26 protein-coding genes are annotated in these 13,809 nt (G+C 30.5%); 14 read left to right on the top strand and 12 right to left on the bottom strand.

Annotated elements, in window-relative coordinates:
* The 4 genes from K5781_RS00005 to K5781_RS00020 form a co-directional block, all read left to right on the top strand.
* On the top strand, positions 1-656 hold a 656-nt coding region (locus tag K5781_RS00005; RefSeq protein WP_297439575.1), incomplete at its 5' end, for a hypothetical protein.
* 40 nt (positions 657-696) lie between these two features.
* The gene (locus tag K5781_RS00010) at positions 697-1,275 is read left to right on the top strand and encodes a hypothetical protein (protein WP_297439576.1); all 579 of its coding nucleotides are present in this window, start codon (positions 697-699) and stop codon (positions 1,273-1,275) included.
* Positions 1,276-1,321: 46 nt separating this feature from the next.
* Positions 1,322-1,555 (top strand): hypothetical protein, encoded by a 234-nt coding sequence (locus K5781_RS00015; protein WP_297439578.1) that lies wholly within the window; start codon positions 1,322-1,324, stop codon positions 1,553-1,555.
* 31 nt (positions 1,556-1,586) lie between these two features.
* Positions 1,587-1,817 (top strand): hypothetical protein, encoded by a 231-nt coding sequence (locus tag K5781_RS00020; RefSeq protein WP_297439579.1) that lies wholly within the window; start codon positions 1,587-1,589, stop codon positions 1,815-1,817.
* On the opposite strand, the gene K5781_RS00025 is transcribed toward K5781_RS00020, so the two are convergent.
* Positions 1,812-2,240, bottom strand: coding sequence for a hypothetical protein (locus tag K5781_RS00025; RefSeq protein ID WP_297439580.1), 429 nt, complete (start codon positions 2,238-2,240; stop codon positions 1,812-1,814). The two genes, K5781_RS00020 and K5781_RS00025, sit on opposite strands and share 6 nt — an antisense overlap.
* 285 nt (positions 2,241-2,525) lie before the next feature.
* Positions 2,526-2,711, bottom strand: coding sequence for a hypothetical protein (locus tag K5781_RS00030; protein ID WP_297439581.1), 186 nt, complete (start codon positions 2,709-2,711; stop codon positions 2,526-2,528).
* A gap of 133 nt (positions 2,712-2,844) precedes the next feature.
* Here K5781_RS00030 and K5781_RS00035 point away from each other — a divergent pair, with 133 nt between their 5' ends.
* Positions 2,845-3,651 carry a PEFG-CTERM sorting domain-containing protein gene (locus K5781_RS00035; protein WP_297439582.1) on the top strand — a complete coding sequence of 269 codons (807 nt, stop codon included), beginning with the start codon at positions 2,845-2,847 and terminating at the stop codon, positions 3,649-3,651.
* Between the two features lie 138 nt (positions 3,652-3,789).
* Complete coding sequence (locus K5781_RS00040; protein ID WP_297439583.1) at positions 3,790-5,229, top strand: hypothetical protein; 1,440 nt, start codon at positions 3,790-3,792, stop codon at positions 5,227-5,229.
* On the opposite strand, the gene K5781_RS00045 is transcribed toward K5781_RS00040, so the two are convergent.
* The gene (locus K5781_RS00045; protein WP_297439584.1) at positions 5,230-5,847 is read right to left on the bottom strand and encodes an O-methyltransferase; all 618 of its coding nucleotides are present in this window, start codon (positions 5,845-5,847) and stop codon (positions 5,230-5,232) included.
* A 98-nt stretch (positions 5,848-5,945) separates the two neighbouring features.
* Here K5781_RS00045 and K5781_RS00050 point away from each other — a divergent pair, with 98 nt between their 5' ends.
* Positions 5,946-6,323, top strand: a complete 378-nt coding sequence (locus K5781_RS00050; RefSeq protein WP_297439586.1) for a DUF6659 family protein — start codon at positions 5,946-5,948, stop codon at positions 6,321-6,323.
* 24 nt (positions 6,324-6,347) lie between these two features.
* Entirely contained in the window at positions 6,348-6,692 is a 345-nt protein-coding gene (locus tag K5781_RS00055; protein ID WP_297439587.1) for a hypothetical protein, read from the top strand.
* On the opposite strand, the gene K5781_RS00060 is transcribed toward K5781_RS00055, so the two are convergent.
* Together K5781_RS00060 and K5781_RS00065 are read right to left on the bottom strand one after the other, a co-directional pair.
* Complete coding sequence (locus tag K5781_RS00060; protein WP_297439588.1) at positions 6,693-6,899, bottom strand: hypothetical protein; 207 nt, start codon at positions 6,897-6,899, stop codon at positions 6,693-6,695.
* Positions 6,883-7,116 carry a hypothetical protein gene (locus tag K5781_RS00065; protein ID WP_297439589.1) on the bottom strand — a complete coding sequence of 78 codons (234 nt, stop codon included), beginning with the start codon at positions 7,114-7,116 and terminating at the stop codon, positions 6,883-6,885. Before K5781_RS00065 ends, K5781_RS00060 begins: the two co-directional genes overlap by 17 nt.
* Positions 7,117-7,208: 92 nt before the next feature.
* Between K5781_RS00065 and K5781_RS00070 the strand changes: the two genes are divergently transcribed.
* On the top strand, positions 7,209-7,499 hold the full coding sequence (locus tag K5781_RS00070) for a hypothetical protein (RefSeq protein WP_297439590.1): 291 nt from the start codon (positions 7,209-7,211) through the stop codon (positions 7,497-7,499).
* On the opposite strand, the gene K5781_RS00075 is transcribed toward K5781_RS00070, so the two are convergent.
* Complete coding sequence (locus K5781_RS00075) at positions 7,496-8,062, bottom strand: hypothetical protein (protein WP_297439591.1); 567 nt, start codon at positions 8,060-8,062, stop codon at positions 7,496-7,498. The genes K5781_RS00070 and K5781_RS00075 overlap by 4 nt on opposite strands.
* 9 nt (positions 8,063-8,071) lie before the next feature.
* Entirely contained in the window at positions 8,072-8,305 is a 234-nt protein-coding gene (locus K5781_RS00080; RefSeq protein WP_297439593.1) for a hypothetical protein, read from the bottom strand.
* A 69-nt stretch (positions 8,306-8,374) separates the two neighbouring features.
* On the opposite strand from K5781_RS00080, the gene K5781_RS00085 reads away from it, so the two are divergent.
* A complete protein-coding gene (locus K5781_RS00085; RefSeq protein ID WP_297439594.1) occupies positions 8,375-8,623 on the top strand; it encodes a hypothetical protein in 249 nt (82 codons plus the stop codon).
* On the opposite strand, the gene K5781_RS00090 is transcribed toward K5781_RS00085, so the two are convergent.
* Entirely contained in the window at positions 8,620-9,444 is an 825-nt protein-coding gene (locus tag K5781_RS00090) for a hypothetical protein (protein ID WP_297439595.1), read from the bottom strand. The genes K5781_RS00085 and K5781_RS00090 overlap by 4 nt on opposite strands.
* A 35-nt stretch (positions 9,445-9,479) precedes the next feature.
* On the bottom strand, positions 9,480-11,294 hold the full coding sequence (locus tag K5781_RS00095) for a potassium transporter TrkG (RefSeq protein WP_297439596.1): 1,815 nt from the start codon (positions 11,292-11,294) through the stop codon (positions 9,480-9,482).
* Between the two features lie 150 nt (positions 11,295-11,444).
* On the opposite strand from K5781_RS00095, the gene K5781_RS00100 reads away from it, so the two are divergent.
* A complete protein-coding gene (locus K5781_RS00100) occupies positions 11,445-11,873 on the top strand; it encodes a bifunctional nuclease domain-containing protein (protein WP_297439597.1) in 429 nt (142 codons plus the stop codon).
* A gap of 61 nt (positions 11,874-11,934) precedes the next feature.
* Positions 11,935-12,153 (top strand): hypothetical protein, encoded by a 219-nt coding sequence (locus tag K5781_RS00105; RefSeq protein WP_297439598.1) that lies wholly within the window; start codon positions 11,935-11,937, stop codon positions 12,151-12,153.
* On the opposite strand, the gene K5781_RS00110 is transcribed toward K5781_RS00105, so the two are convergent.
* Positions 12,154-12,357 (bottom strand): hypothetical protein, encoded by a 204-nt coding sequence (locus K5781_RS00110; RefSeq protein WP_297439599.1) that lies wholly within the window; start codon positions 12,355-12,357, stop codon positions 12,154-12,156.
* A 36-nt stretch (positions 12,358-12,393) separates the two neighbouring features.
* Here K5781_RS00110 and K5781_RS00115 point away from each other — a divergent pair, with 36 nt between their 5' ends.
* Positions 12,394-12,786: a hypothetical protein gene (locus tag K5781_RS00115; protein WP_297439600.1), complete on the top strand. Its 393-nt coding sequence runs from the start codon at positions 12,394-12,396 to the stop codon at positions 12,784-12,786.
* Positions 12,787-12,948: 162 nt separating this feature from the next.
* Entirely contained in the window at positions 12,949-13,194 is a 246-nt protein-coding gene (locus tag K5781_RS00120) for a hypothetical protein (protein ID WP_297439601.1), read from the top strand.
* Here the strand turns inward: K5781_RS00120 and K5781_RS00125 are convergent.
* Positions 13,191-13,451, bottom strand: a complete 261-nt coding sequence (locus tag K5781_RS00125) for a hypothetical protein (protein WP_297439602.1) — start codon at positions 13,449-13,451, stop codon at positions 13,191-13,193. The two genes, K5781_RS00120 and K5781_RS00125, sit on opposite strands and share 4 nt — an antisense overlap.
* Positions 13,452-13,624: 173 nt before the next feature.
* The gene (locus K5781_RS00130) at positions 13,625-13,798 is read right to left on the bottom strand and encodes a hypothetical protein (protein ID WP_297440205.1); all 174 of its coding nucleotides are present in this window, start codon (positions 13,796-13,798) and stop codon (positions 13,625-13,627) included.
* Positions 13,799-13,809 lie beyond the last annotated feature (11 nt).

The following is a 13,809-nucleotide window of genomic DNA, read 5'->3' on the forward strand; positions in this document are numbered from 1 at the left end:
AAAATGAATTGGAAACCCCCATTGAAAATGAATTGGAAACCCCCATTGAAAATGAATTGGAAACCCCCATTGAAAATGATCAAATATTAAACAGCGACGTTCCTATGTTGGATGAAATTGATTCTTCAAAATTCCCTGAAATAAATAATGTCGATGATCATCTTTTGTTTATTACTGATTATGATGGTGCTCGAAGCGTGATTGTTGAGGGTAGTAATGGCTTGATTGTTATTGATACACTAAATTCATATGAATCTGCTAGTAAAATATTTGATAAACTAAACTTATCTTTTGATAAACCTGTTAAAACCATAATCCTCACTACAATTAATACTAATACTCATAGTGCTTCTAATGCTTTTGTCGAACAAGGTGATGGAGATGTGGAGATTATAATCCATGAAGATTTGTTAGATGCATTTCTTGATGAACATGATGCAAATATTCCAAATCTCATAACTTTTTCATCAGAATTCTCTTTAGATGTATCTGATGTACAAATGACTATTGTGTTTGGTGAGGGAAATGACTCTTATCAAACATATGCCTTTTTGCCCTCCATTGACGGTGTAATTGTTGGGGATAGCTCCCATGGAATTTCACCTTTTGTTTTTCAGATGCGTTACTTGCAAAATTTTGAGCAAAATAACCAATAATTATTAATAGTCAACCTGCCAAATATAGGTTGACCTAATAATGGTGAGTCATATTGAGCCTGATTTAAAATCATACGAACGAGAACGAGTAGTTTTTGAAGCAATCAAATCTAATCCTAACTTACACCATAATGCTTTGCTCAAACAAATTGTTCCACAATATATGGCAAAAACAACTTTTGAAAAAACAAGAGATTCCTTGTTAGAAAAAGAAATTATTTTTGTTAAAAAACAAGGCAACATGAAGTTTTATTTTCCAGAACCTGATTTTGAAATAAAATTTCAACATCGAATTGAACAAAAAACGAATAACTCATTCCATAATTTAAAATTACAACTTAGGAGACTGAGCACAGATTATCCTCACAAAGACATCAACGAAAAAATATTGCTCATTGACACAATCTTGAAAAATTTGATTTTTACCGATAACGGGTTTACCTTTTTAGACTCCATGAAAAATCCTAAAAAAACATTATACCGAGATGAACATTTACTTATACAACAATTATTTAACCAACTTTTTCAGGTGATTAGAAAAGATAAAGATTTTGGAATCGTTTTTCCTACTGTGATGAGCAATTTAGTACAATTAACCCCTCAAAAATTTACTGAATAAATAGAATCTCATCTAGTTATTTATTCAGGGTTGTTTTTGTAATATTATGGGATTGCTTTATACTAAATTTTATATGGATTTTGACGATGAAGAATGGGAGCAGATCTCAAATAATCCAATAATCTTCCAAACAACCAAAAATAATGTTAGTCTGGAAATTGAGGATACTTCTCATAAATCTTACAAAATTAATTTTAAAGAAGGTGGGAAACTTAACATGTTTAGAGTAACTGGAAAATTCAGAATTACTTGGGATGATGAAGATATACTTGAACTCTAAAAATAATAATGAGTATTTTTAAAATAATATTGTGTCATTAGAAGCAAACATTCGAGAAATATTGAAAAATTTTGATCATACTTCCTCAGAAAATTTTTTGAGGGTATTAGAAGAAATTCAACCCTCTTTCAAAAGTCCTCTCATTTCAGAATATCTTCAAGGAAAAATCCAAAAAATTTTAGATTCTGAATTAGAAGAGGATAAAAAGAAACAGTGTAAGGCATTGACCCCTTATTTTGATTGGTATTTGCAAGGATTATGATTCTTCAGAAAACTGATTAATTTTATCTAATGCTGTTTTGATGAGTTTCAGATCTGTTCTGGCCTTGGCCATGTCTCCTACAAGTTTTATAAAATACTCATATCCTGTATCTTCCGCTTTGTGAATATCTGCTTCATAACACGTTAATGCTTTTTCAAAAAATGGTATGTCTTCTTGTAGTTTGTTTGTATTTTGAAATATGTCAAGATTTTTTTCAATTTTTTCAATTGTTTCATTAATTTTTGGAACTGTTTTTCTGGCTTGTTGGTTCAAAACCGATGCAAACATTGCGGCTGAATCCTTTAACTCTGGACTATCATTAAGCGTCTTTAGTCTTTTTTTATAATGATTTAATGCCTTAAGAATAATTTCATATCCTCCCTCTTCTTTAAAATAAATTCCTCCTAACCAGACTTTGGTCATACTTGTCTTTAATCTTCATGGATTATTATAATTTAGTTACAGTTTGCTATTAGTATGATTTGTGTTTGTTTTTAATATGTTTATAAATTCTATTTATGATCTGATTGCATCTTATGAATTTGGTATGAAAAACTCAATACAAATTATCCTATGTTATGCTTACTCAATTTATTGTAGAATGATTCTTATCAGAATAAAATTGTTAGTAAACTGAGAAGTGTTATTTTGTAAAAACTGTTTATATGTCATTGTGGTTAATGAATACAAAAATTTACTTTCTCAAGTTTAAACATCATATTTTTCCTGAATAGGAGGTTCATTTCTGTTTATGAGATATAATAGAATTCCAGCTAAGGTAACTCCAATTCCACTTAATCCAATAAACGTACCTGTATTTTTGATTGAACGAAATAACTGATCAGTTTCACCAATTTGAATTGAATAATACATCAATAGCCCTAAAATGAACATTAGCCCTCCTACTATTATTAATAATACACCTGTTTTCATATTCGAGTTTGTGTTTTCTGATTAATAAATTACAATAATGTTCATTGTGATGAACAGGAGAAAACCTTTTAGTCACTAATATGAAAAAATTACTATGAATTACTTGTTTTTGATTGGCGCTTTATTTTTAATTTCTATATCTGCAACATCTTTTGCATATGCACAAAGTACCTACGACGTGAAAATCCCTACAGGTGCAGCAAGTCCCGATGCCCCATATTTCTGGCAAAGTGTAAAAGATGGCTCCACTGATGGTCACGTTGATATTTTAGTTGGTGATACAATCACTTGGAAGAATGCTGATACTGCTACGCATACAGTTACTTCTGGAACTGCGACAGATGGTCCTGATGGTCTTTTTGATAGTGGATTATTTGCTCCTGGCCAATCTTTTTCATTTACATATGATGATATTGGAGATTACCCTTACTATTGTATAGTTCATCCATGGATGGAGGGAACAATTTTTGTTACTGCCGGATATTCAATAATCCCAAATGTTGGAAAATCTATTGGTGATGGAAATACCCATTTTGATGTTGAGTACAAATTTAATCGCTTATTAGCAAACCCTGAAATTAATCAAGATCAAAAATCCATAACATTTGAAATTGTAGGTCAATCTCAGAGTGATGATCATAGTTTAGAATTACGATTGCCTTCAAAATTAATTGATGGGAATTTTATACTTTGGGTTGATGGAGAAAAAATCTCCGATTACGAACAAGTAAAAGAAGGGGATCTCAACACATTATTCATTGAATTAACCAAGGATTCCAAAATCCTTACAATAACAGGTACTTCAATTGTTCCAGAATTTGGCTCAATGGCAATGATAATTTTTGGAATCTCAATTGTATCTATGCTTGTTTTAAGTCAGAAAAATAGAATTAAATTCTAAGATCATTTAGCCTCAAAATCATTAATTTGATAGATTTTCTGTAAATTAATGTGATCTTAATCACCTAAAGTTAATTTGAAAGTGAATTATTTTTAAAAAGTTATTTTTACTGGGTTTGATAAAAAATTAATCATAAGCATGGAAAATCAAACACAATATCTCTCACTTTCACAGACCATTGCTAAAGTAAATGAGTTAATTGATAGTGGAAATGGGGATGCAGGAAGATTATACCATATTATGGAATTTTTGAAAAGCAACAGGCCCTTATATCAATCAGATAAAAGGTATCTTGAAAATAAACTAAACTCATCATTCTCAGTTGATGATAAACTTGAAGAAGAAAATGAACTTTTACCAAAAATCAAAAATTTAATAGATGTAGGTAATGGTGATCCTGGAAGATTACAGTATATCTATGATACTCTTGCAAAAAATAAATCTCTTTATCAGTCAGATGCTGACTATTTACAGTCAAAACTAAACTCAACAACAGTTGGTTTTTCTGATAAACCTACTGTGACAAAATCTTCTACATCGTTATCTTTTGAAGACATACCTGCAAAAATTAATGAAACTGTTCCCGACACAATTCCTCAAAAAGCCAAAGGAAGTATGCCTAAAGGATGGTCTGTGGAAAATAAATCTAAAGAATTAGACCAAATTAAACAAACAATATCTGAGGAAGAACAAAAACTTAAAACTCAAGAAAAAATTAATGACGAGCTTAGTTTACAGCGCTCAAATTTATCTCAATTAGTATCACACAGAAAACAATATGAAGAAAAAATAACTCGTGAAAAATCTGCACTTGAATCACAAATACAAGAAGAGCGTGTAAAAATTGAAACTCAAACAAAACTATCTGCCGAAATAATTCACCAAAAAGATGAACTTGATAAAGTCAAAAAAGAAAGAACTGCAATCCTTAAAAAAATTAATTCTGAAAAAGCAAAAATTTCCAAAGATATCTTATCACAAAAAAGACAACTAGTACAAGCACAATTAGAACAAGAAAAAATTGAAAAGCAAGTAAATCGTGAGCAGGAACTTCTCTCAAAAATGGCGTCTGAACAAAAATCTAGACTATTAGAACAGGCACAAATTGCTCGTGATATTACTTCAAAACAAAATGAATTGGAAAAAACCAAACAAGATTATGATGATATTGTGTCTCAGGTTAATTTGGAAAAAGAGAAATTTGCTGAATCTGAAAACCTTAAAAAATTAATTAAGGTTCAAGAAAAGGATTTGATTCAAGCTAAGGAAGAACGATTAAAATTAATCAATGTTATTACGGCTGAAAAAGAATTAATTTCAAAAAAAATGAAAGAGGAGAAATTAAAATTGAAATCTCAAAAAGATCTGACTGCACAATTGAAAAAAGAGGAAAAAGCTTATGACTCCCTAAAAAAGAAACGCGAAAAAATCGAATTACAAATAAAGAGTAAAAACCAAAAATTAAAAGAAAAACAACAAAAATTAAAAAAACAAATTTCTGAAAAAGACAAGAAATTGAAAACTATTTCCAAACAATTATCTGCAAAAAAACCTAAAAAATCAACCAAAAAGAAATAGTTATTTTATTTTGATTGTAATTTCTTCGCCGTTACCAATTGATGATGTGATTGTTTTTACCTGTGGATGTTGTTTTAAATATTCTGAAAATTTTTTCATACCTGCTCTGTATTTTTCTGGGTATAGCATATTGTCTGTAATGATTACTCCTCCAACTATGACCATTGGCAAAACTAGATCGAAATATTCTTTAACATTTTCTTTGTCTGCATCGATTAAAACTAGATCAAAACCTTTTCTATTTTCATCTTTTTCATTCATTGCTTCTAAGATTTTTTTTGCGTTGCCTTCTTTTATCGCAATATGATCACTTGTTCCTGATTTTTCAAAATTTTCCATTGCCCTTCTAATTTTATTGGGGTTTTGTTCAATTGTGATGATTTTTCCTGAATTCTCCATTATTGCTTCTGCACACCATATTGTTGAATATCCTACGGATGTCCCGATTTCAAGCATATTTTTTGCATTTTTCATGCGTAAAATCATGTTTAGCATTTCTCCTGTTTCTTTGGTAATTGCAAGCATTCTGTCTTGTGGAGGAACATCGATTTTTCTTGTTTTTTCAAGATTTGATTGATTTTCTAACTCATGGAGTATTTTTACTATTGATTCATTCATCGTGTGTGATCTGTTTATTGAGTTTTAATTCTCTTTTGAATTTTTTCTTTTTAAGAGATTTGATAGCTTATATTTAGTCCATATTTTTTTGTAGGTATATGGCTTCTTCAAAAATAGATTTACTTGATGTAGTTCAAAAAATTCTCAAATTAGATACTAAAATGAGATTTGCAGCCATTATTGATTCTAAAGGAAATATTAGAGAAGCCATAATGAAAACAGGAAAAACTAATCTAAAATCCCAAAAAGAAGAAGAGCATTTTTGTAAACAGGTTGCCCAAAGACGTTCCATGAGAAAAGAGTTTGACAGATCTCTTGGAAAAGTAAGATATGTTCATGTTGAAAGAGAAAAAGTTTCTCAAATGGTGATTTACACTAAACGAAATATTGTATATTTTACAATGGAACCTGAAATGCCTATTAACACAAAAATCCGATTAATCACTAAAATCAAAAAAATCACATCTTCACTTTAATCAAACCTCTTTGTTTTCATTGCTATGGTATTTCAAAAATATCTTGGTGATTCAAAGATGTTTGAATATGATAAATACTATCGTGAATGTCAACAACAAAACAAACCCTTTATCAAAGCAAAGATTAACCCTGCCCATGGAAATTATTTTGTACAAATCGATTTGATTACATGTGATTACAAGTTATCCAAAGATGATAAAATCCAAATTGAGAAATTCATTCGAGATGAAATTGAATACATAAAATCCCATTTGAAATATGATTTTCATGGGTATCATATTACCAAAGAACTTGCGTGGTTTGATGGTATTTCGTCCCCTCATCTGGATTCCTTTTGTAATTTTTTATATGATTTAACTAGGGTTTGATTAAAATCTGATCAGGTTTTTTAGAATTTTATCTATAACCTGAATTTCTTGTTTTCTTTCTTTAATCGTAGATTTGTTCCATTCTTTGGCAAATTCTGATTTTTTATCCAATTTTTCTAATTCTTCTATGTATTTGACAAGGTGAATCTTGTAGTCCTGCAGCAAATCCAAATACTTGTTGTGCTTTTTTTCAGTTGGTGTTGTCATCCCATTCTTCCTCTTTAATATCTGGAAACATATCTCTAATCCGTTTTTTGTCTTTCTCCATTGCTTTTATTCTGTTATCTAAATGAGTGATTATTGCAGGTTCTGATTCTTGTTTTCTTTCATCTTGAATTTGGGTGATGACTTTGGTTAATGATCTGTAATATGTTAAATGATTCTTTTTTGATTCTTCTGATGTATCTTCTTCTTTTATGTCCACATTTTTTTATAATATTTTAAAGATAAGAACTTGATCTTTCTGATTGTCCTATAGAATAATCCTTAAGTTATATTGAAAAATCAATTAATTTATTGAAAAATGTGCTTATAGATCAAAATATTAAATTTTTAACAAATAACGATTATCAACATCATCTTGAAAACTATGATGAAATATTTGTAGTTGGCAAAGATTTGAAGCAAAGAGAATATGATGAAGGTTTAGCAAAATTTTGTATAGAAAACAAATGTGATCTATTGACTGCAGATAATAGAGCATATACTCATTTTCTTGCTGAAAAAATAAAAACTGTTCAAATATCTGAACTATTCTACGATGAAAAAGCTGATAGGCCTATCTATCTTGTTAGGATAATTGACTAGTTTACATTCTTTGAATCTATGTGTGAGATTCTTAAATTTGCAAGAACTTCATTGAGAAAGCCATCTTCCTCTTGATGTGTAATACTATTCATGATCGATTCCCAACAATCATTAATCTTTCTAATTATTTGAGAATACATTTTATCCTTTTTAAATGCCGGATAATAGGACAACAATTTCATTATTCCATCAGTAGATTGTATGATTTGTATTTGATGAATAATTGATCTTAATCTTTCATGAAATGAAAAATTTTCTTCTTTGGATATTTTTTCAAAACTTGAAATTTCTTCATAAATCATTTCTACTTCTTTATGCAAATTTTTAAGTTGACTGTTTACTGACTCAGATAAATTAATCAACTCATATTCTATGTGGGACCTACTGTGGACTTTTTTATCTATTTCACCTGCTTCTACTAGGGCACTTATTTCTCGATATACTATTTTCTCACTGCCTACTTTTTCTATGACTCTTTTTGCTAATTCTGTACCCCGTATTCTTCCATTTTCATTTAATATTCTAATAATTTCTGTTTTGATAATTTCTGAATTTTTGTCCATTATTTTCTCCTATTTTTGATATTTTTCAAGAACTATTTTTTCCCCATTCTTATTTATCTCGGTTATTAGATTTTCTAATATCTCTATTCCTTTTCGTATTGGTTCTTTTTCTAAATTTTTGTACTCTAATTTTTGTTTTAAAATCATTTTTTCATTATTTACAAAACTAAGTAAAGGTACATTTTCTCCCATATTCAAATTTATGAAAAAATCAATATATTCTTCAGTTGATCTTATTGCCATGTTTGTTTCTTCCTAGTATTTACTTGAACTTCTAAGTATACTTATTTACAATTTTGTTAATATTGATTTATGGATCATTGCAATCGTCATATTCGTGCCTATAAAAATGGTAAAACTTTTGAGCAATGCCGAAATATTGCTGAATCTATGAATCCTGATTTTAAAAATTACATTGAAGTAAATGGAACATTATCCTGGGATAAAATTCTAGAAAAAGTAGATGGTGATGAAATCGTTTACAAACTTACTCTAAAGTTTTTACGACGTGATGGGTATAATATTGGAAATAACAAAATTCCTGAGGTAAAGAAATTCTAGTCTGAATTTATTTTACAGCTACCGTCAGAATTTCTAAGTTTTTTTGCCATTATGTATGGTGTGATTAATAAAATTGGTATTGAAATTGCAATGAAAAATGTTTGCAATTGTGATAATGCAATTGATAAAGCAATTCCACTGGCAGTACCTATGAATACTGACAAAAATGTTCCTGCACATGTTGGACATGCAATGAACAATCCTGCAATTGCTCCTATACTGCTTGCCCCTCTGCCTTTACGTGAAATAGTATATGCATTTACGGCAATTGCTGCATTTAATCCTACTAGATATGAAACAATAATTTGTAATACCAGGTTGATTGGAATTATGTTTAATCCCACATGTTCTGTGAGATAAATAATTATTTGTGGCATATATCCTGGTCCATCACAACATGGTGCAACAAATCCTGAGGGAATTTTTGCCCCATAGTGATAAGAAAAATCTACCTCTGGTTGATACACAAGTGTTCCTGAAACTAGTGAAAAAAATATCCCATATCCTACAAATGTAGCTAAAAATATTTTTTTTGATTTAGAATTCCATGTTGTAATGGCAATAATTGTTGAAAGATCTCTTCCATTAATTTCCACTTTTTCTTTATGATACCTATACATTCCAAATCCCACTGCTCCAAATGCTACTAGTAAAATAATGTAAAACCCATAAGCAATTCTTTGAATTGAATCAATTGCACTGGGTGTCAAAAGCTCAGGGTCTTGATATCTGCCATACATGAAAAATAGTATTCCTATGGTCACAAAACCTAATACAATCAGTTTTTTTCCTTTATTGTTTTTCTTATTGCTGAATGTCATGTTTTTGACTCTTTGTGATGAAATTAAATTCTATCTTAACTCAATTTAGGAACAAAAATGTAGATGATTGCAATAATCTCCAGCCTTCCAAAAATCATTAAAAATCCTAATACGATTTTTGTGGCAGGATCCGTATCAAAATCAATCACTCCTGCTGAAAGTCCCCCTGTGGTTATCACTCCTACTGCTTCAAAAAATGCATCTTGATATGATACCTCTTCACTTGCAGCAAGATGTAATCCTGCTACAGCTGAAATTGTGGGAAATAATGCTAGGATAATTAGAGTTGAAATAACTTCTTTTTTTCCTTGACTTGATAATTCTGAACGTTTAACTTTGCTTAATAATGCTCGAACATCTCTAAGATGAAACAATCTAAAAATTTTTAATCCTCCTGCAGTTGAAAATCCACAACCTCCGATAAACATCAGAATTATCAAAATACTTTGTGCTGCTCCGTTTAATCCTGATAAGCTTTCTGCCTGAAGTCCTGCAGTTGTACTAGCTGAAACTGAATAAAATGCACTTTCTAATGGATCCCATCCGCTAATTCCAATAAACAAAATAGTTGCAGCACCTAAGATTGCAAAATATGTTAAAACTTCTTTTCCAAGCTTTGGGGAGAGAAATTTTTTCCGTACAAATGCATAGTGGAATGTAAATGGTAAAGCTCCTAAAATCATTCCTCCGATTAATATCAATTGCTCCTGCCAAACTAATTCTTCAAGAATTGTTGATGTTGGTGTAAATCCTCCTGTAGCTAACGTACTCATAGATAATGAGAAATTATCTATGATATTTCCTCCATGGAAAACATATAGCAAGAATGCAACAATTACGATGTAAATTGAAAAGATAACTGTAATTGTTAAGAATAATTCTTTCATGTGGAGTGTTCTGCCTGAAATAAAACCACGCATTGATTGTAGTTTTGATTCTGGATAAAATGCCGTAATTACTAGATAAATGAAACTCATTCCCCCAACAAGTTGAGTGTAACTTCTGAAGAATGTGAAACTCTGTGAAAGATTTTCTGGCTCATCGAACAATGAAATCCCTCCCGTGGTAAATCCTGCTGCACTAGAAAAGAAAGCATTACTGAACACCTCTATGTTGGTTTCATCACTTGGCAAAACATACAGGTATGGAACGGTTCCAAACAAAGATAGCAGAAATAGGCTTGAAAATACCAAAATCGACGCCTGTTGAAGATTAAGACTAGATTTTTCTCCATAAGAATTAAGGAAAAACCCTGTAACCAACAATAGAACTGTAGTTAAGTAGATTCCTGTAGCTGTAGTAGTATCTTCTAATATTGTTGCAACTATTGCAGGTACAAGTAACAACACTCCTGCAAATTGTAAAACAAATCCTAAATTACCTAAAACTGCTTTTGCTGGTGGACTTAGAAGTCGAGGTGCTGTAGCTGTCGCATCTCTAATCACATTTGCTATTACTGTTTGAAAAATCATCCCCACTACTTCGTTTTTCTTTGATAGAACTGGTAATTTTCTAATGTTATTATCTCTCATTTTATGTAGTGCATCTTGTAATGTTGCTTTTTCGTTAATTGTAATTAATGGAGTACTCATAATATCTCTCAATGTTGTAGCTTCTGCATACACTGTAACATCGCTGACTTTACTTAGAATATCCTCGTCTGTAACAATTCCAACCGGAAGATTATTTTCATCTGTAACTATGATGTCGTCTGTTTCGTAATGACGTAACATTCTAGCTGCTTCTCTTGTCTGAGTGTTTTGTCCTAGAATAAGTACATCTTTGTCCATATAGTTTGTAACATATTTGTTTAAAACGTATGAAACAGCTCGTTCTGGATTTGTTGACATTAAGCTACCTTAGTTGGGGATTTTAAATAATTTGGGGTTAGGCATGAATCTTGATCGTTAAAAAATAATTTACCTTATCTTTTCTAATTCTGATCTCTATCATTTTTGCTATCTTTATAAGCACTGATTAGCAAGTTTATGCGTAAAACAATGGAAATTGATCAAGCACAAGATCCTGATTATGATTCTGTAAAAATTGATTATGTAGGTTTTGTAGATCCTTATGCTGTTGAGGGCATGGTAGTTCTAAAAGCTGATAATGGAAAAGAATTTCACATGCGTGCGTTTTCAGGAGAGGTTGCAAAACATATCTCTAGTTTTGGAGAAACTACTGGTGAGGCAGCCCCTTCTATTTACAAAATGATTGAAGAGATATGTGAAGAAAACGAATTGGTGTTAGTTAAAGTCAAAATCTATGAAAGTGGTGATGTTTTACGTGCAAATCTCTATTTTACGGGAAAAAAAGACCTTGTTTTGAGAAATTACCGTGCTTCTGATGCCATGGCATTAGGTGCTTTTTACAATATTCCAATTCTTGTAAGAAAAAATCTTCTCAAAGAAAGTGTAGAGGCAGAATAATTTTACATAATTGTTCTTTTCATTCGAATAGTTTTTCTTATAGTGCAAATGAAGAAAACATATGAATGAACAAGAACAATTGATGGATAATTTACTAAATATTGATCTTGAAATTATTGACGTTGTAAGAGAACTTCAACAGGGACATTGGGATTCCATATCATTGAAAGACCAAGTTGGAGATTTATTAAAAATTCGTGATGAAATGGTTCAAACACTAATGTCTATGAAAAGCGATGATCATTCCTGCGATTGTGGGCAGGATCACTCTCATGAATAATTAGTTTAATTCTTCAAAAAAATTATCTGGAAATTTTTTCTTGATTCTTAAAATTTCTGATTCATATCTTTGTATTTTTACTTCTATTTCTTTTCTCTGACTACCTTGTTTTTCGTCTAATCGTTTTTGAAGGGACTTAATTTGTTTTGATAGTGTCTTGTACATTATTGAATATTCTGGAAAATTTTCAGGCAGCTCCACCATTAATTAGATTAAATACACATCTTACTAATACTAGTTATGAAAATTATCTTATTTTTTCTATTCTTTTTATCTTTTGAAATTGGTATTGTATATGGTGATCCAGTTTCTGCACAAACATCTTTTGAAGACAAAATTCATTTTGTCGATGAACAAATTATGATAACAGCTGATGTTTCAAACAATCAGGACACTCAACAAAATTTTGCTTACATTACACAAGTCAGAAACAATGATGATGTAGTCATTTCTTTATCTTGGCTCATCGGATCCTTAACTCCTAGACAGTCTTTTTCTCCTGCACAATCTTGGATTCCAACCGAATCTGGGATTTATCATATTGAAGTATTTGTTTGGGAGGGAATAGACAATCCTTCAGCATTATCTCCACCATTATCTCTGACTGTAAAAGTTACTGAACGACAAACTTGAACTGATTTTTAAATATGCTTCATAATTCGGCAAACTCATCATCTATCAGTGATAGCTTAGTTTGTTGGTTAATCATCAGCAAACATTCTTAAAATTTCTATTGTATAATATTATCCAATTAAAAATCCGAACATTTTTGAAATGAGATGTCTTATTGATATTATGACTAATTTTGAAAAAATGTATTTGAGAGTTGCAAAACAAATTATTCAAAGATGTCATGGGGCAATCAAAATCACTAAACATGGGAAAATTATTGAGGTTTATGACACTAAACGTCACATTTGGAGTCATGGTCTTGCGGGTCTAATTATCAAAGAAGAATGTAGAAATGCAAATTTACGTGAATGGGAATTTGCCCATGTCAGAACCTTTGTGATTCAGGAATTATTAAAAAAATCCAATTAATATACAACTTTTCTGATCAAATGTGGTTCTTTTAACATAATCGTGTCATCTTTTGTTGATGACAATTCTACTTGTTTGATATTGTGATTGGTTATCACAATCAATGCTTCACATCTTGTACACAGAATAGTTTTTCCACCTGATCTTTCTTCTCTGATGATGTCTTTTTCTAACTTGTCTTCTTTTTGGCATGTTGGGCAAAATTTGGGTTCTTTAAGAATTGAAATTATTTCTTTGATGAAAATGGTTCTGGCCATAATTAATTGTCTTAACACTTCCTAAAGAATTGTAATGTTAATTGGTATCAGCAATCCATTTTGAATGTCAAACCGTTTTAATCATTCAAAATTAGAACGAATGGTATTCAGTATATTTCCAATCTAACCAATTAACACTATTTTATAGTGGTTCTTGAAAATATATTTTTACTTTAGATTGCTTTTCGCAGTAATTCGTTTACTACTTTTGAATAGCTATGTGCAGAATTCTCTTTTTGAATTTTTTTTGCTTGGTATGCTCTAATTTTCTTATCTATGTCATCTTCTATCATTATAGTTACTCGTCTTGACATACACATTATTGCATTTTTACGTATTAATACCACAAACGTATTTT

This window comes from Nitrosopumilus sp., from assembly GCF_025699255.1.
Taxonomy (GTDB): Archaea; Thermoproteota; Nitrososphaeria; order Nitrososphaerales; family Nitrosopumilaceae; genus Nitrosopumilus.